The sequence below is a fragment of the Streptomyces sp. N35 genome (assembly GCF_016464295.1).
Lineage (GTDB): Bacteria > Actinomycetota > Actinomycetes > Streptomycetales > Streptomycetaceae > Streptomyces.
On the sequence record NZ_JAEIMH010000131.1, the window covers coordinates 1 to 17,043 of the forward strand.

The window sequence follows — 17,043 nt, forward strand, 5'->3', positions numbered from 1 at the left end:
GTCGCTGCCCCTCCGCGGCGAGCCCACCGCGGGCCTGCGCGACGGGCCCGCCGGCGCCACACTGCGCCGCGGCGTCGAGGCCGCGGTACAGATGGTCGGCGGCCTCCGCGGTCCTGCCGGTGCGGCGCAGCTCCGCGCCGAGGTCGACCAGCGAGCAGGCCAGCTCATGGCCTGCCGGTGAGCGTTCGAGGTGGGCGACGGATTCCTCGAGGAGCTTGGCACGCTCGGCGGACGGGCCCACCTGGGCGTGGATCCGCAGGGCCTGACCGATCGCGGATGCGGTCCCGTACTGCCGCGCACGCTGGACGGCTTCCTGCGCGAGCGAGGTGGCGCGTGCCGGGGTGTCGTGGGACTCGGCGCGCGCGAGGTGCAGCAGCCAGGGGCACCAGGCGGGGTTGCGCATTCCGCGCGGGTCCAGGCGCCGTCCGGCCGCGGAGAGTTCGACGGCCGCTTCCCGCACCTGGCCGCGCGCGAGGAGGAGTTCGCCGTACACGGTCTGCGAGTCGGGGAACGTCACGGCGGCCGGGAACGGCGGTCCGAATCCGTGCTCCTCGCCGATATGTGCCGCCTCGGTGACCCGGCCGCGGGCGAGGAGGATCTCGACGAGGATGCTGACCGCGTACCAATGCGCGGGCGTACGGCGACCGACGCGTTCGGCCAGGCGCAGTCCGGCGCGCGCGAAGTCCTCGGCCTCGGCGAGCCGTCCGCGGCGCAGCCGGACATAGCCGAGCAGGGTGTAGCCGAAGGACAGGTGGCCGCCGCGCCAGCCCTGCTGCTCGAAGTCGGCGATCCCGGCCGCGAAGAGCTCTTCGGCGCGGCCCGGCCGGTCGGCGTAGAGGAAGGCGAGGGCGACGAGGACGGGCACCTCGAAGCCGCGGTCCTCCTCGGCGGCCCAGCCCAGACCGCCGGTGAGCGCGCGTTCGGCGTGGTGGACGGCGACGTCGGCGGGTTCGCCGCGCAGGGTGGCGTCCCAGGCGCGCAGCCCGATGATGTACCGCTCGGTGAGATCGCGTCCGGTCAGGCGGTCGGCGAGCCGGGCCAACCTCCTCGAGCGGGCGGGTGAGTTGGGTTCGTCGGAGCGGAAGGCGTCCCACATGAACTGCTCGGCCTGCATCCGCAGCCGTACGCGTGCGTCCTCGGCGAGCTGGATCTCGTGGCCGAGGGTGGCGGAGGCCTCGGCCAGGCGGTCGGAGTGGGCGAGGACCTGGGAGAGCCGGATGACGATGCCGTGCCGCAGCTCGGGGTCCGCGATCCGTTCGGCGAGCGCGGCCCGCAGATGGTTGACGGTGGTGGCGGGTTCGGTGAGCAGCGAGGCGCAGCCCAACTCGTAGAGCACACCGGCCCGTTCCTCGCACGGAGGCGGCTCGCGCAGGGCGCGGGCGAGATAGCGGCGGCCCGCGTCGGGGGCGCCGGCCCGCTGGACCTCCCGGGCGGCGGGGCGCAGGTGCCGGACGACCCCGGGGGGGGCGGCGGGGGGGGGGTCCTGAAGGTGGCGCGCGGCGGCGGCCGCGCCGAGTCCTTCGTTGATGACCGCCCAGGCGGCCTGTCCGTGCAGGGCGACTCGGACTCCGCCGGGGATGGCACGGTAGACGGCGGTGGCGATCAGCGGGTGCACGAACTCCAGGGTGTCGGCGCCGGTGAGGATACGGGCGCCGCGCAGCCGGTCGGCGCAGTCACCGGCTTCCTCGCCGCCGAGTCCGGCGACGGATGCGGCCAGGTGCGGGGAGATCTCGGTGCCGAGCACCGCGCAGGCCCAGGCGAAGCGCACGGTGGAGGTGCCGAGCCGTTCCAGGCGGGCGACGAGACCGCTGCCCTTGACGGCGGCGGCGAGGTCACGCAGCAGATGGGCGCCGGCCTCATTGGGTTCGAGGCCGCGGTCGCGCACCTTCGCGGTGACCTCGACCGCCTCGAAGGGGTTGCCCGCGGTGACGGCCCAGGTCTCACGGCAGAACGCGTCGTCGGCGTGCGCCCCGACGCTCTCGCGTACGAGCCGGGCGATGGCGGGTGCGCTGAGCGGTTCGAGGTCGATGGGCCGCTGACCGGCGCGGCCCGGGAGTCCCCTGAACTCATCTGCGTAGTCCGGGAGTTCCTCCGGGCGATAGGCCACGACGAGGAGCAGAGGAAGCTGTTCGGCACGGGGCGCGAAGGCGGCGAGCCAGCTCAGTGATTCGCGGTCGGCCCAGTGCGCGTCGTCGAGGACGAGCACCATCGGCGCACGCTGGATGGCGAGGTGGGTGAGCACCCAGTCGAGCCCGTCGCGCAGACCCTGGGGGTCGGGCGGGGCGCCCTCGGCCGGGGCACACAGACCGAGGGCGGGTCCGACGATGTCGTACCAACTGCCGAGGGTCGCGCGGATCTCGTCCTGCGAGGCTCCGGCGAGCAGCGGCTGGACGAGCTGACGGGCGACGTGGAAGGCGACGTGCTGCTCCTGGTCGCCACCGCGCGCGGCGAGCACGGTGCAGCCTTTGGCGTGCGCACGCCGGCGCACTTCAGCGATCAGGCTGGTCTTGCCCATCCCGGCACGCCCGGAGAAGGCGAGCAGGGCGCCGCTCGGGCGGTCCAGCGGGTCGAACCCTTCGGGGACGAGGCCTGACAGCTCGGTCAAAGCCTCTTCCACGGCGGCGAGTTCGTCCTCGCGCTCGAACAGCGTGCGCCGCCGCGCGCCACCGGCCTTGGGGCCCGACGACCCCGACGACCCCGACGGTATGCCCTGGTTCATGCCGCACCCCCTGCCGCGGTGGTGCGCGGGCGCGGGGAGCCGGTGCACGCCGTGGCTTCAAGGGACCTCAGCGTACGCCGGTGCGGGGGCATCGGGCCCTGCTGTTCGGGGAGTTGAGGCCGGGAATGCCCTGCGGTGCGGGCGTACGGCTCAGGGCGTGACGATCGGAAAGTCGGGGTCGGGCGCGTCAAGGACGGAAAGGAGGCGCTTGAGAAGGGCCGGGTCTCCGGTCATCGTGATGCCGGCCGTGCCCTTTCCGGCGAGCAGGGCGAGCAGTTGCGGTTTCGTCATGGTCATCGTCAGGCCGGCGTCCTTCGCCGCCGCGGCGGACGTGGTCCAGGTGAGCAGGCCGTTCGCCAGGCGGAGATGCCAGTAGGTGTCGCCGATGTGCCAGTCGACGGTGAGGCTCACATCCCAGGCCTTGGGTCCGTTGACCCGTACGGCCATGGAATCGATCAACTGGCCCACGGACAGCGCCATATACATGTCGGGGCCGAGGGTGGCGCTGGTCGCCGGCTTGACCCCTTCGGTGAGTTCCTGCGCGGCCATGAGGTAGAAGTTCCGCCACACGGCGTTCTCCATGCGCCGGCCGAGACGGGTGTAGAGGCCGGCGAGCTCGCGCTTGGCGTCGCGGTCGTCCGGGTCGTTGAAGACAGCGTTGTTGAGCAGGGTGACCGCGAAGCGCAGATCGCCGCGCTCGGCATAGCGACGGGCCTGCCGGCGCACCGCGCGCTGGCCGCCGAGGCACTCCACCCACCGCTTGGCCTCCTCGACGGGCGGGTGCTGCCACAGATGGGCGGGGTTGGCGTCGAACCAGCCCATGTAGCGCTGGTAGATCCCCTTGACGTTGTGGCTGATCGAGCCGTAGTAGCCGCGATTGGCCCACACCCCCTCCAACTGCGGCGGCAGTCGGAAGCTCTCGGCGATCTCGCTGCCCGTCCGGCCCTGGTTGATGAGGCGTACGGTCTGGTCGTGCAGGTATCCGTACAGGTCGCGCTGGTGGGTGAGGAGTCCGACGATCGCGTCGTTGCCCCAGGTCGGCCAGTGGTGCGAGGCGAAGGCGACATCGGCCTTCCCCGCGTAGAGACCGACGGACTCGGTCAGATAGCCCGCCCAGGCATGGGCGTCGCGGACCTGGGCGCCGCGCAGCGTGATGATGTTGTGCATGGTGTGGGTGGCGTTCTCCGCCATGCACACGGCGCGCAGATCGGGGAAGAGGAAGTTCATCTCCGCCTGGCACTCGGTGCCCGGTGTCATCTGGAACTCGATCCGCACGCCGTCCAGGGTGACGTCCTGGCCGGTCGCGCTGATGTACCGGGTCGGCGGGATCAGGCCGACGGTCCCGAGTGAGACGTTGAGACCGAGCCCGCAGCCGACCTGTGCCTTGACGCCGGTGGGGAGTTGGGCCCCGTACATGTACGCGGAGCGCCGTGCCATCGCGGGTCCCGCGTACACGTTCTCGCTGACCGCGTGCTCCATGAAGCCCTCCGGCGCGAGGATCTCCACTCCCTGCGCGCCGCCGGGCAGCACTCCGCGGCAGCCGCCGAAGTGGTCGACATGCGGATGGGTGTAGATCATCGCCTTGACCGGGCGGTCGCTCTTCGGGTCGCGGTGCTCGCGGTAGAGCGCGAGCGCGGCGGCCGCGGTCTCGGCCGAGATCAGGGGGTCGATGACGATGATGCCCGTATCGCCCTCGACGATGGTCATGTTGGACAGGTCGAGGCCGCGCACCTGGTAGATCCGGTCGGTGACCTTGTACAGGCCCCGGCGCGAGAGCAGCCGGGCCTGGCGCCACAGGCTCGGGTCGACGGAGTCGGGCCGGCCCTTGTGCGCACCGATGAAGGTGTACGCGGCCGGGTCCCAGGCGAGCTTTCCCGCGGCGGTCTTGATCGGACCTCCGGTGAAAGCCGCGACGAATCCGCGGTCCGCGTCGGCGAAGTCGCCCTCGTCCTCGTACGGGAGGTCGCCGGTGTCCGTCGGCGCGAACGGCTGTGTTCCCTTCACAGCCGTTGCCGAAGCCGCCGCCGCGGTCTGCGGGTTGAGTGCGACGGCGGCCGCGGCGGCACCTGCGGCCGCGGCGACGAAGCCGCGCCGGTCCATCGACGTCATGCGCCTCACCTTTGCTGGATCGGGTCGGTGCAGGACGCAGCGGTCGGCGCCCCTCGGAGGTCACTATTGCAGTCGGACTGCAATAGGAGTCAAGGGTTGCGACGACCAAGGACCCAGACGGTCAGGCCTCAAGGAGCGCCCGAAGTGTGCGCCCCAGAGCGGTACGTGCCTGTGCCGGATCGAGGCCCCGCCGCGCGCGCAGGTGATCCCAGGCGGCCCAGCTGACCGCGGCCTCCAGTGAATCGAGCAGTCCGCCCGGCCGGCGCGCTCCGGGCACGAGCGCCAGCTCGGAGGCGAACACCCGGGCCAGGTCCTCGCGGAACCACGCGTCCCCGTCGGCCATCACCCGGCGCAGCCCCGGGGAGTCCGGCTCGATCTGCAGCCCCACCTTGCGGATGGGCGTCATCACCTCGTACATCTTCGCCCGCTGTGCGAGCAGCGCCTGCACCTTGCGCGCCACCGTCCACTGGGGCGACACCTCTTCGGCGAACGCCCGCCACCGCTGCGCCTGCTGCTCGGCGGCCGTGACATACAGCGCCTCGCGGTCCGCGAAGTGCACGAACACGGTCCGCTCCGAGACACCCGCGCGCTCGGCGATGGCTTTGCGCGTGGGCTCGCGCTCCCCCTCGGCGACCAGGTCGAGCAGCGCCTCCACGAGCACGGCACGCGTGCGCTCCGGGTCACGCCATCTGCGGCGTCCCGCCGGTGGCGTCGAGCCCCCCTGGCCGTTGTCCTCTGCTGCGGTCACGCGCCCCATCGTGGCAGAGCCGCGCGACCGGTCCACAGCCATGTGCGGGTCAGCGGACCCGGTCGTAGACCAGGGCGAGTTCGCCGGTCTTTCCGGTCTCCTGGCTGATCAGCTCCCAGGCCGACGCGGGCAGGCCGTCCTCGAAGAGCCGCTCGCCGCCGCCGGCGATCTCGGGGCAGATCATGAGGTACAGGCGGTCGACGAGATCGGCGGCGAGCAGGGGCTTGAGGATGCTGGGTGCGGTGTTGACGAGGATGTCGCCGTGCGACCCGTCGGCCTTGAGGTCGCGGATCACGCCCCCGACCGATCCCTTGACCACACGGGTCCTTTTCCAGGGCGCTTCGGTGAGGGTGGTCGAAAAGACGACCTTCTCCGCGCCCATGAGCCACTGCGCGTAGCCGCGGTCGCGCGGATCGGCGTTCTCGTCCTCGGCGACCGAGGACCAGTAGCCGACGAATCCCAGGGCGTTGCCCCGGCCGAAGACGGCGGTGGTCTTGCCTTCGTGGATACGGGCGAGATGGTCGCGTGCGACATCCGTGACGGCGTACGGGACGATCGCGCCCATGTCGCCGGGCCCGCCGGCCCCGTGGTAGCGCCCGTCGAGCGTGAGGCCGATGTTGGCGGTCACCTTGCGTGCGGTCCGGTTGCTCATCGCTTGTCCTCTTCACTTGACCGGTGGACGGTTCGGCTGTCGGACGGTGCGCCGTCCGCGGGTTCCCTGCCTGTACGGGGAGTTGAGGCGAGCACCTCGTCGAGCCGGTCGAGCACCTGCCCCCAGCCGGTCTCGATCCCCGCGATGAAGGGCGCCGCCTGGACGGCGGTCCCGGTGAGGGCGAGTCCCAGCCGGAGCCGGGTGCCGCCCTCGGTGTCGGTGAGCGTCAGGTCGTAGTGGCCGGTGAACACAACCGCCCCGGCGGCGTCGCGTACCGCCATGTCGAAGACGAGGCGTTCCGCCTCCTTCGCCGTGTGCACCCGCCCGGCGGAGCGGTAACTCCCCTCCGCGTCGCGGTAGTCGAGGACGGCGCGCCCGCCCGCCTTCGGCTCGAGCGCGCACTCGGTGATGGTCAGCGAGGGCGGCGCCCACCAGGAGGCGAGCAGTTCCGGCTCGGTCCAGTGCCGCCAGACGAGGGCCCGGGCCGCGTCGAGCCTGCGGTGGAACACAAAGGTCCGCCCGTCCGCCCACCGGTCACCGCCTCGGCCGGCGGCGGCCGACTCCGCCTCGATCGCGGCTTGGTAGCGGGCGATGACATCCAGGTCGCCCTGGTGCGCACGGGCCACCTCGACCAGCGCGCCCAGCCGCTCCCCGAAGGCTTCGAGCGGCGCGGCCTCGATCGCGTACACCCGCCGCTGCCCGAGCGGGTGGACGCTGGCGAGCCCGGCCCGTACGAGCGTTTGCAGGTGCTTGGTGGTCTGCGGCTGCCGCAGCCCGGTCAGCTCGGCCAGTTCACCGACGGACCGGGGACGCCCGGCAAGCAGCTCGACGATGCGCCAGCGGGCGGCGTCGCCGAGTGCGGATGCGATCTGCTCCATGCCCCGAAGTATTCTTCAGTGCGAATATCCGTGTCAAGGAATATCTCAAAGCAACTCGCTTGCCGGCTGCGGCACTTACGCACCGATTCGCGTCCGCACTTACGCACCGATCCCAGCCGCACCTACGCGCCGACCCCCGCCCGCTCGCCTTCACCACCGACCTGACCAGGCAAGAACAGCCTCATCCGGACTTCGTCCTCCGGCTCGACGGTGACGGGGATTCCCCAGTGCTCGCCCAGGGCGCGGCCGACCTCGATCAGACGGAGGCGCTCGGGCGGGGTGTGGGCGGGGTACGAGACGTGGCCGTGGTCGGCGAGCTCGTTGCCGAGCTCCGTGAACAGCGTCCGGCGTACGCGCCGCTCCTCGTCGGGGGTGAGCGGGGTCGGTCCACCTTCGCCACTTACGGGGCGGACGTTGTACAGGTCTCGGATCACGGCAGCTCCCGGTTCACGACTGGCCTGAGCGGTGCCGCTCATGATGCCTGGCCACGCGCGCCCGGTTGCCGCAGGAGGGTTTGCACCATTCCTGGCGGGGGTGCTCCTTGAGGAAGTAGCGCACACAGCGCGGGGCGTGACAGGCGCGGAGCTTGGCGCGGTCGGGTCCGGCGAGGAAAGTGATCGCCGCGCGCGCGAGCGTGGCGGTCAGCAGTGCGGCCGGTTCCGCCGGCGCCGCGGGGCGCAGCTCGGCGAGCGGCTCCGCGTCCCAGGCGAAGACCGGCACGACCGGAACCCGGGCCGCCGCCGCGTTCAGGCGGGTCAGCGCCTCGAGCTCCGGCAGCAGTCGGCGCGCGTCGGCGGGGCTGGGCTCTCCCGGCCGTACGGCCTTGGCGAAGAGCGCACGGACGGCGGCGCGCAGCTCCCGTACGGAGGCGAGGGTGACCGGGTCCGCGGTGAACTCCCCCAGTTCCGGCAGGTGTTGACGCACCCAGGCCGTCAGCCCGGCGGGTTCGGTGAGGTCGTCGGCGACGCCTCCGTGACCGTCGTGGCGGATGGTGAGGGTGAGGTCGAGGACCAGCTGACTGTCCGGCATGGGCTAATGCTAACGTCCCCATGAACCGTTAACGACGCTGGAGGTATGGGTGGCCGAGGATCTACGTCAGCTCCTGCGGGGCATCGAGGTGTTCGCCGACGAACTTCCCGCCTTCGACCCGTCGACCGCGCCGGCGACGCCCGAGGAACTCTTCACCGAGTGGCTGCTGCACGCCCTGGACTCGGGCGTGCGCGTACCGCATGCGATGACGCTGTCGACGGCGGGAGCGGACGGCGATCCGACGGCGAGGGTGCTGATCCTCAAGAACGTGGATGCCGAGGGCTGGCAGTTCGCCTCGGACAGCGGCGGAGTCAAGGGCCGCGATCTGGCCGAGCGCCCCTTTGCCGCGCTCACCTTCTACTGGCCCGAACTCGCCCGCCAGGTCCGCGTCCGAGGGCCGGTCGCCGCGGCGGGGCGGGACGCCTCCCGTGCCGACTTCCTCGCGCGGGGCGTCGGCGCCCGCGCCGAGTCCCTGCTCGGACGGCAGTCACAGCCGCTGACCGGTCTCGCCGAACGGGACAGCGCGGTCGCCGCTTCCCTCGCCCGCGTCGAGCAGCAGCCCGATCTCGTGGCCGAGGGCTGGCAATTGCTCACGGTGCGGGCGGAGTCGGTGGAGTTCTGGCAGGGCGACAAGGGCCGGCGCCACACACGCCTGACGTATCTCGCCGCCGAGGACGGCGGCTGGCAGCGGAGGTTGCTGTGGCCGTGACCCACGTCGATCACTGGCGGGCCGGGCTCACGGAGATCCCCGAGGACGTCTGGCGTCCCGAGGTGGAGGTGCTGCAGCTCGCGGACAATGCGCTCGTCGCGCTCCCCGCCCGGATCGGCACCCTGTGTCAGCTGCACACCCTGGACCTCGGGCACAACCGGTTGACCGAGATCCCCACGGAGATCGGCGATCTGCCGGGCCTTTCACGCTTTCTCTATCTGCACGACAACCGGCTCGCCAGCCTGCCCGCCTCCTTGGGCCGCCTCAGCCGGCTGCGTTATCTCAACGTCGGCGAGAACCAGCTCACCGAACTCCCCGCCACTCTGGGCGGCCTGACCTCCCTGGTCGAGTTGCGCGCGCAGCACAACCGGCTGACCGGCCTGCCGGACGGTCTCGGTCACCTCGGTGCGCTGCGCGAACTGTGGCTGCGCGGCAATCGCCTCGACGCACTGCCGGACAGCACACGGCACTTGACCGAGCTGCGGGAGGTCGAGCTGCGCGACAACCGGTTCGCGGAGGTCCCCGCCGGCCTGCGAGGTCTGCCGCGTCTGCGGAAGGTCGACCTGCGGTCCAACCGGGTACGCGACCTCCCGTATTGGATCAGTGAGCTGCCCGCCCTGGAGAAGCTGGACCTGCGCTGGAACCCCCTCGACGGGGACTGCGCGGTCGTCGAGACGCTGGAGCGGCGGGGGTGCGTCGTCCTGCGGTGAGCACGGGGCACCGGACGCCGGATGGACGCACCCCCCTGGTTCAGGCGCGGCAGCGCAGCAGCTCGAGCGGTGGGTTGACGAACAGGTCCGCCCAGAACTCTTCGCCGTGCTCACGGATACCGGCGTCGGAGATATGCAGCGGCACCCACTCCAGATCGCTGAAGCCCGCCGCCGTCAGCGACTTCTCGTAGACCTCGCGGCGCGGGCGCGGCGTGACGAAGCTGACCGGGTGCCCCGGCAGGTGCGCGGTCAGGCGCGCGAGCGGTCCGGTCTCGGCCTCCTCGCCGGTCAGTTCGCTGCGGAAGCCGTACTTGTCGATGGAAGGCCCGTCGAAGCGGAAGTCCGGCGACTGGTTGAGGATGAAGAACGAGCCGCCCGGCTTGAGGCTGCGGTGGATGTTGCGGCACATCCGCTCCATGGCGGCGATGTCCGCGGCGTAGCTGAGGAGCTGCACACCGACGGCGATGTCGAACTGCTCCTCGAGCTCGCGCAGTTCGGCCGCGTCGCCGACCTCGTAGCGCACGCCGAGCGGAGCGGCTTCCTCCATGCGCTGCGCCACGGCGACCATCTCGCCGGAGATGTCGATGCCGAGGACGTCCGCGGCACCACGCCGCTTGAACTCCCGGCTGTAGAAGCCGGTCCCGGACGCGAGGTCCAGGACCGACTTTCCCCGCACGTCGCCGACCAGCGCCAGGACGCTGGGCACCTCTCCGTACTGCGCCAGCGGAAGCGCCTTGAAGCCCTCGAATGCCTCGCCGATCTCGTCGTACAGCTGCGTGCTCTGCGTCCCCATGGCGTCGTACCCCCGCACATCGTCGGTCGCGGCAAGTGCCGCTCGGTGTGAGGAGTACATCGCCCGCCGGGCTGCGGCAGCCAGGAGTCGAAGGCATGAAGAGGTTCCCGGACCGGGGTCCGGTCTTCGTAGGGATCTACAGGAGACAACGCCCCGGCGGACTGGCGGTACACACCGCCGTCCGCCCCCTCGTACACCTACGTGAGGTCGAACTCGCCGTCCCGCGCCCCCAATACGAACGCCCGCCACTCGGCGGGCGTGAAGATCAGGGACGGACCCTCGGGGCGGCCGCCGTTGCGCATCGCGATGAAGCCCTCGACGAAGGCGATCTGCACATCTCCCTGATTGCGGGTGCCCGACTGCCAGTCCGCCCGGCTCAGATCGAGGTCCGGCTTCTCCCAGCCCTCGAAGGGGTGCTGTCGGGTGGTGGTGGTGCTCTCGGCCACGTCCCTGCTCCTCCCGGTATGTCGTCCGCCCGCCAGACTAGCTTTCGGCGGAGGTGCCGGACAGGCCACGGAAGGAGTACGGCCTGTCCGGCATGGTTCACGTCAGCTCTGCGGCGGCTCGGATCCCACCAGCCACATCGCGAAGAACTGCGAGCCACCGCCGTACGCATGACCCATGGCCTTGCGCGCACCGTCGACCTGGTGCTCGCCGGCCTGACCGCGCACCTGCAGCGCGGCCTCGGCGAACCGGATCATTCCGGAGGCACCGATGGGGTTGGTGGAGAGCACCCCGCCCGACGGGTTGATCGGCAGATCGCCGTCGAGTTCGGTGACGCCGGCCTCGGTGAGCTTCCAGCCCTCGCCCTCTTCGGCGAAGCCGAGGTTCTCCAGCCACATGGGCTCGTACCAGGAGAACGGCACGTAGATCTCCGCGAGGTCGATCTCGCGACGCGGGTCCTTGATACCGGCCTGGCGGTAGACATCGGCCGCGCAGTCCTTGCCGGCCTGCGGCGAGACGAAGTCCTTGCCCGCGAACATCGTCGGCTCCGAACGCATCGCCCCGCCGTGCACCCAGGCCGGCGGCTGCGGTGAACGCGCCGCGCCCTCCCGGTCGGTGAGGATCATCGCGCAGGCGCCGTCGGAGGACGGGCAGGTCTCGGAGTAGCGCACCGGGTCCCAGAGCATCGGCGAGGACTGCACCTTCTCCAGGGTGATGTCCTTCTCGTGCAGATGCGCGTACGGGTTCTTGAGCGCGTTGCGCCGGTCCTTGTACGCCACGAGCGAGCCGATGTGGTCGGGCGCCCCGGTGCGCCGCATGTACGCGCGGACATGCGGCGCGAAGAAGCCGCCGGCGCCCGCGAGCAGGGGCTGTTGGAACGGGACCGGCAAGGACAGGCCCCACATGGCGTTGGACTCGGACTGCTTCTCGAAGGCCAGAGTGAGGACGGTCTTGTGGACGCGGGACGCCACGAGCTTCGAGGCGACGAGCGCGGTCGAGCCGCCGACCGAGCCCGCCGTGTGGACCCGGAGCATCGGCTTGCCCACCGCGCCCAGTGCGTCGGCCAGGTAGAGCTCCGGCATCATGACGCCCTCGAAGAAGTCGGGCGCCTTGCCGATCACCACCGCGTCGATGTCGGACCAGGTCAACTGGGCGTCCTGCAGGGCCCTTTGGGCCGCCTCACGGACGAGGCCGGCGATCGAGACGTCCTTGCGGGCGGCGACGTGCTTGGTCTGGCCGATTCCGACGACGGCCACGGGTTCTTTCGTGACGCTCACTGGGCGTCCCCTTCCAGTACGGCGACCAGGTTCTGCTGCAGACAGGGGCCGGACGTCGCATGGGCGAGCGCGCGGTCGGACTCGCCGCGGTGGATACGGGATGCCGCCTCGCCGATCCGCAGCAGGCCCGCGGCCATGACCGTGTTGGCGGCGAGCGCACCGCCCGACGGGTTGACGCTCACGTCGTCGCCGAGCTTGAGCGCCTTGCGCAGGACGACCTCCTGCGAGGTGAACGGCGCGTGCAACTCGGCGGTGTCCACTGGGCGTTCGAAGGCCCCGGCGCGTTCGGCGGCGAGCCGCGTCGACGGGGAGTCGGTCAGATCCCGTACGCCGAGGCTGTGCGCCTCGATGCGGTGGTCCATGCCGCGGATCCACGCGGGCCTCGCACACAGTTCGCGCGCCTTGTCCCCGGCGGCGAGGACCACGGCCACGGCGCCGTCGCTGACGGGCGGGCAGTCGCCCTTGCGCAGCGGCTGCACCACATACTCCCCCTGCGGCACCGCACCCTTCATCAGGGCATGCGCATTACTCGCGGCCGCATCCCGGCTGCGGGCGGCTATCCCGGCGAGCGCCGGCTCGTCGGTCTCGCCGGAATCGATGAGCGCCTGTGCCTGCAGCGCGGCGAGCGCGACCGCGTCGGGCCACAGCGGGGCCACGTAGTAAGGGTCGAGCTGCCGGGTGAGCACATCGCGGACGGAGCCGGGCGAGGTCTTTCCGTACGAGTAGACGAGCGCGGTGTCCGCCTCGCCGGTCAGGAGCTTCACCCAGGCCTCGTACATCGCCCAGGCGCCGTCCATCTCCACATGGGACTCGGAGATCGGCGGCCAGGCGCCGACGCCGTCGAGGGTCATGGTGAAGGAGAAGGCACGGCCGGCGAGATAGTCGGAGGAGCCGGAGCAGGTGAACCCGATGTCGCTGGCGTTCAGGCCGGTCTGTTCCTTGACCTGGTGCAGGACCGGCATCAGCATCTCGACCTCGGACTGCTCGTCCGAGTGGCGCACCTGGTCGCTCTGCGCGAAGGCGACGATCGCTACCTCTCGCATCTACACCAGCTCCTTGTACGTGTCGTAGTCCGCGTCCGGCTCGCCGGTGGGCCGGTAGTGGTCCGGATAGCGCCCGCCCTCGGTCCACACGGGTTCGACCCGCAGGCCCATGCGCACCTGGTCGTACGGGATCCCTGCGATGCGGCCGTGCAGGGCGAGGTCGGCGCCGTCGAGGGCGATGTGCGCGTAGACATAGGGCAGTTCGATGTCGAGGTTCTTGGCCTTGACATTGACGATGCAGAAGGTGGTGACGGTGCCGCGCGGCCCGACCTCGACCGCTTCCCGGGTGGCGACTCCACAGGTGGGGCAGGCGCCGCGGGGCGGGATGTACACCTTGGAACAGGACGGGCAGCGTTCACCGACCATCTTCCGCTCGGCGACCGCACCGATGTAGGCGGATGCCGCGCGGCCGGGCGAGTACATGTAGTCCAGGCGTGCGTGCGCGACGATGCCGCTCACCTTGTCCTCGAACTCCCCGTCGTGCGGGGCGGCTTCGGAGCTCTCGTCGCCCTCGTACGGTTCGAAGCAGGCGATGTCCGTGATGGCGCCGGTGCGCTCCTCGGCCCAGCGGATCCGCACCCGCATGCCGGTGCGCACGGCGTCCGGGCCTTCGACGTCCAGGGCGTGCAGGAGGGCCGTGTCGGCGCCGTCGAGCTTGACCAGGATCCAGGCGAAGGGCTTGCCGAGGGGCTGGCCCCGGCGGTGCTCGGGGTTCCAGGCCCAGGTGGTGACGGTGCCGGTGGCGCCGACCTCGACGAGGTCGCGCAGTTCGTCGGCGGTCACCGGGTCGTATTCGACGGGTGGCACGAGGATCTTGTCGTCGCTGGTCTTCACCCCGAGGACGGTGCGTTCGCGCAGTCCGGTGAGGAAGGCGCTCTGCACCGGGCCGAGGGAGCGGGTGAAGGGGAACTCGACGACCAGGGGGGCTTTGAGGAGTTCGGGCACGTGCGTGTCTCCTTGTTTCCGTGGGCGTTTGCGGGACCGCGGCTCAGGCTCGCTTGTAGACGGGCGGGCGCTTCTCGGCGAAGGCCTTCGGCCCTTCCTTGGCGTCCTCGGTGGCGAAGATCGGCCAGCCGCGCTCGAGTTCGGACTTGAGGCCCTCGGTCTCGGTCATCTCGGCCGTGTCGTACACGGAGGCCTTGACCGCCTCGACGGCGAGCGGGCCGCAGGCGTTGACCATGTCGGCGATCTCAAGGGCCTTGTCGAGGGCCTTGCCCTCCGGCACGACATTGCCGATCAGGCCGATGGACAGGGCTTCCCGCGCGCTGTAGTGGCGGCCGGTGAGCAGCATCTCCAAGGCGTGCGTGCGCGGAATCTGCCGCTGCAGCCGGACCGTCGACCCGCCGATCGGGAAGAGCGCCCGCTTGACCTCGCTGAGTCCGAACGTCGCGGTCTCGCCCGCCACACGGATGTCGGTGCCCTGCAGGATCTCCGTACCGCCGGCGACGCAGTAGCCCTCGACGGCGGCGATCACGGGTTTGCGGGGACGGTGATGACGCAGCATCGCCTTCCAGTGCAGATCCGGGTCCTCCTTCATCCGCTCCCGGTACTGCTGGCCGTCCATGCCTTTGCCCGCAAGGGCCTTGAGGTCCATGCCCGCGCAGAAGTCGCCGCCGGCCCCGGTCAGCACGATGGAGCGGATCGAGTCGTCCGCGTCGGCCTCGAGCCATCCGTCGTAGAGGCCGACGAGCAGCGGCAGCGACAGTGCGTTCTTGGCCTCGGGCCGGTTCAGTGTGAGTACCAGCGTCGCGCCTTTGCGCTCCACGGTGAGGTGTTCGGTCCCGCCCATTGGTGCCTCCCGTCTCAAGACTTCAGCCCTGCCTCGCCCTGGTGCAGGGCCCGTCCGGGGCCGGACTTGACGGTTCGGCCTCAAGACCTAGAACAGGTTGCAGTAGGTGGAGGTCCAGTTCAATAGTTTTCTGACAGCCAGTCAGATTTCTTCGGCGGCACCCCTTCCCAGTTGTCCGGCACGAGGGTCTAATGACCGCCGAATCGCTAATCGCCAGGGTGCTGTCCGGGGTCAGGAGGAACGGTGGAGTACAACCTTGCCGACCTGTTCGAGTCGATCGTCGACGTGGTCCCGGATCGCGAGGCGCTGGTCTACGTCGACCACCCGGGAACGGGGGCCGAACGCCGGCTCACGTACCGCGAACTGGACGACGCGGCCAACCGCATCGCCCACCACTTGATCGCCTCGGGCCTGAAGCCCGGCGAGCACTTGGGTCTGCACCTCTACAACGGCATCGAGTACGTGCAGACCATGCTCGCCGCCCTCAAGGCCCGTCTCGTACCGGTGAACGTGAACTACCGGTACGTGGAAGAGGAGTTGGTGTACCTCTACCGGGACGCCGACCTCGCCGCGCTGGTCTTCGACGCGGAGTTCACGGAGCGCGTCGCCTCCGCGCTGCCCAAGACGGAGAAGCTGCGTCACCTCATACGCGTGGGAGAGCCGCCCGCGGACGCGCCTTCGCTCGACCTGACGGAGTTCACGGCCGCGGAGGCCGCCGGTTCGGCCGAGCGGGGCTTCGGTGCGCGCTCGGCGGACGACCTGTTCATCATCTACACCGGCGGCACCACCGGTATGCCCAAGGGCGTGATGTGGCGCCAGGAGGACCTGTTCTTCGCGGGACTCTTCGGCGGGGCGCCGTCCGGCGAGCCGGTCAAGCGGCCCGAGGAGCTGGCCGAACGGGTGGCGGCCGGCAACGCGGGCCTGACCTTCTTCCCGACCCCGCCTTTGATGCACGGCACGTCCACGCTCACCACTTTCGTGGCCTTCGACTACGGCCAGAAGGTCGTCCTGCACCGCAAGTACGCCCCCGAGGAGGTGCTGCGCACCATCGAGAAGGAGAAGGTGTTCAGCGTCTCGCTCGTCGGTGACGCGATGCTGCGCCCGCTGGTGGACGCGCTGCGCGGGCCCTGCAAGGGCACCGACATGTCATCGCTGTTCAGCCTCTCCTCCTCCGGCGCGATCATGTCGGACACGGTCCGCGCGGAGTTCCAGGAGCTGGTCCCGAACGTCATGCTCCTCAACAACTTCGGCTCATCGGAGTCCGGCTCCAACGGCCGGGCGACCGCCGACTCGGGACCCGAGAAGGGCTTCCGCATCGAGGTCAACGAGCGGACGCAGGTGGTCGATCCGGCCACCTACGAGCCGGTGGCCGTGGGCGAGGTGGGCCGTCTCGCCCAGCGCGGCCACGTACCGCTCGGCTACTACAACGACCCGGCGAAGACCGCCGAGACCTTCTTCCAGAAGGACGACCAGCGCTGGGTGCTGCTCGGTGACATGGCCACGGTCGACGAGAGCGGCATCGTCACGGTCCTCGGCCGTGGTTCGCAGTGCATCAACACGGGCGGCGAGAAGGTCTATCCGGAAGAGGTCGAGCAGGCCCTCAAGTCCCACCCGGACGTCTACGACGCCCTGGTCGCGGGCGTCCCGGACCCCAAGTGGGGCAACCACGTGGCGGCCGTCGTCCAACTCCGCGACGGCGCCCCGGCGTTGACCCTGGACGCCGTCCAGTCCCACTGCCGTACGCACGTCGCCGGCTACAAGATCCCCCGCCAGCTGGTGGTCACGGACCACATCCAGCGCTCGCCGAGCGGCAAGGCGGACTATCGGTGGGCGAAGGCCTTGGCGGAGAAGGACGCCGGTCTGTAGCGCACTGACGCGTTCGTACGAGGAAGGGGTCCGCCGGGCGGGCCCCTTCCGCCGTGTGCGAGGGTCGTCCCCGGGATCCGTACGCGGGGAGGGCGCGGGGGTGGACTGGCGGGCGTTCGAAGGCGAACTCACAGCGGGTGTCGTCGAGAAGGTGACCGAAGCCGCGGGCGCCGGCGGGCGGCCGTACGCGGCCGTCCTCGGCGGGCTGTTCGCCGGGGCCCACGGGGGGGTCAGGCTGCCGCTGGTGGGCGCCAACTCTGAAAAGGGACTGGCGGGC

Annotated in this window: 16 protein-coding genes; 3 read left to right on the top strand and 13 right to left on the bottom strand. The window is 70.8% G+C overall.

All coding sequences use genetic code 11. From position 1 onward, the window contains the following. From JAO81_RS39410 to JAO81_RS39440, 7 genes are all read right to left on the bottom strand, one after another. A partial coding sequence (locus JAO81_RS39410; protein ID WP_199552821.1) for an AAA family ATPase occupies positions 1 to 2,719 on the bottom strand: 2,719 nt, incomplete at its 3' end. Positions 2,720 to 2,869: 150 nt separating this feature from the next. Continuing rightward, positions 2,870 to 4,828 carry an alkyl/aryl-sulfatase gene (locus JAO81_RS39415; protein ID WP_199552822.1) on the bottom strand — a complete coding sequence of 653 codons (1,959 nt, stop codon included), beginning with the start codon at positions 4,826 to 4,828 and terminating at the stop codon, positions 2,870 to 2,872. A gap of 121 nt (positions 4,829 to 4,949) precedes the next feature. Then, positions 4,950 to 5,576 (bottom strand): TetR/AcrR family transcriptional regulator, encoded by a 627-nt coding sequence (locus JAO81_RS39420; RefSeq protein WP_233416556.1) that lies wholly within the window; start codon positions 5,574 to 5,576, stop codon positions 4,950 to 4,952. A 49-nt stretch (positions 5,577 to 5,625) separates the two neighbouring features. Next, complete coding sequence (locus JAO81_RS39425) at positions 5,626 to 6,228, bottom strand: dihydrofolate reductase family protein (protein WP_199552823.1); 603 nt, start codon at positions 6,226 to 6,228, stop codon at positions 5,626 to 5,628. Then, positions 6,225 to 7,106, bottom strand: coding sequence for a metalloregulator ArsR/SmtB family transcription factor (locus JAO81_RS39430; protein WP_199552824.1), 882 nt, complete (start codon positions 7,104 to 7,106; stop codon positions 6,225 to 6,227). Before JAO81_RS39430 ends, JAO81_RS39425 begins: the two co-directional genes overlap by 4 nt. A gap of 122 nt (positions 7,107 to 7,228) precedes the next feature. Continuing rightward, positions 7,229 to 7,540, bottom strand: a complete 312-nt coding sequence (locus tag JAO81_RS39435) for a hypothetical protein (protein WP_199552825.1) — start codon at positions 7,538 to 7,540, stop codon at positions 7,229 to 7,231. Between the two features lie 13 nt (positions 7,541 to 7,553). Next, positions 7,554 to 8,135, bottom strand: coding sequence for an ABATE domain-containing protein (locus tag JAO81_RS39440; RefSeq protein WP_199552826.1), 582 nt, complete (start codon positions 8,133 to 8,135; stop codon positions 7,554 to 7,556). 49 nt (positions 8,136 to 8,184) lie between these two features. On the opposite strand from JAO81_RS39440, the gene JAO81_RS39445 reads away from it, so the two are divergent. Beyond that, positions 8,185 to 8,844: a pyridoxal 5'-phosphate synthase gene (locus JAO81_RS39445; RefSeq protein ID WP_307814167.1), complete on the top strand. Its 660-nt coding sequence runs from the start codon at positions 8,185 to 8,187 to the stop codon at positions 8,842 to 8,844. After that, a complete protein-coding gene (locus JAO81_RS39450) occupies positions 8,835 to 9,554 on the top strand; it encodes a leucine-rich repeat domain-containing protein (RefSeq protein WP_374194414.1) in 720 nt (239 codons plus the stop codon). Before JAO81_RS39445 ends, JAO81_RS39450 begins: the two co-directional genes overlap by 10 nt. 40 nt (positions 9,555 to 9,594) lie before the next feature. Here the strand turns inward: JAO81_RS39450 and JAO81_RS39455 are convergent, their stop codons facing one another. From JAO81_RS39455 to JAO81_RS39480, 6 genes are all read right to left on the bottom strand, one after another. Then, a complete protein-coding gene (locus JAO81_RS39455; protein ID WP_199552828.1) occupies positions 9,595 to 10,347 on the bottom strand; it encodes a class I SAM-dependent methyltransferase in 753 nt (250 codons plus the stop codon). Positions 10,348 to 10,544: 197 nt separating this feature from the next. Next, positions 10,545 to 10,793, bottom strand: coding sequence for a DUF397 domain-containing protein (locus tag JAO81_RS39460; RefSeq protein ID WP_199552829.1), 249 nt, complete (start codon positions 10,791 to 10,793; stop codon positions 10,545 to 10,547). 102 nt (positions 10,794 to 10,895) lie between these two features. Continuing rightward, positions 10,896 to 12,068, bottom strand: a complete 1,173-nt coding sequence (locus JAO81_RS39465; RefSeq protein WP_199552830.1) for a thiolase domain-containing protein — start codon at positions 12,066 to 12,068, stop codon at positions 10,896 to 10,898. Continuing rightward, positions 12,065 to 13,111: a thiolase domain-containing protein gene (locus tag JAO81_RS39470; RefSeq protein ID WP_199552831.1), complete on the bottom strand. Its 1,047-nt coding sequence runs from the start codon at positions 13,109 to 13,111 to the stop codon at positions 12,065 to 12,067. The genes JAO81_RS39465 and JAO81_RS39470 overlap by 4 nt, the downstream gene beginning before the upstream one ends. Beyond that, positions 13,112 to 14,056, bottom strand: a complete 945-nt coding sequence (locus JAO81_RS39475; RefSeq protein WP_199552832.1) for a Zn-ribbon domain-containing OB-fold protein — start codon at positions 14,054 to 14,056, stop codon at positions 13,112 to 13,114. It abuts the gene before it with no gap. 43 nt (positions 14,057 to 14,099) lie between these two features. Continuing rightward, positions 14,100 to 14,900 (bottom strand): crotonase/enoyl-CoA hydratase family protein, encoded by an 801-nt coding sequence (locus JAO81_RS39480; RefSeq protein WP_199552833.1) that lies wholly within the window; start codon positions 14,898 to 14,900, stop codon positions 14,100 to 14,102. A gap of 243 nt (positions 14,901 to 15,143) precedes the next feature. Between JAO81_RS39480 and JAO81_RS39485 the strand changes: the two genes are divergently transcribed. Beyond that, positions 15,144 to 16,766: an acyl-CoA synthetase gene (locus JAO81_RS39485; protein ID WP_199552834.1), complete on the top strand. Its 1,623-nt coding sequence runs from the start codon at positions 15,144 to 15,146 to the stop codon at positions 16,764 to 16,766. Positions 16,767 to 17,043: the final 277 nt, after the last annotated feature.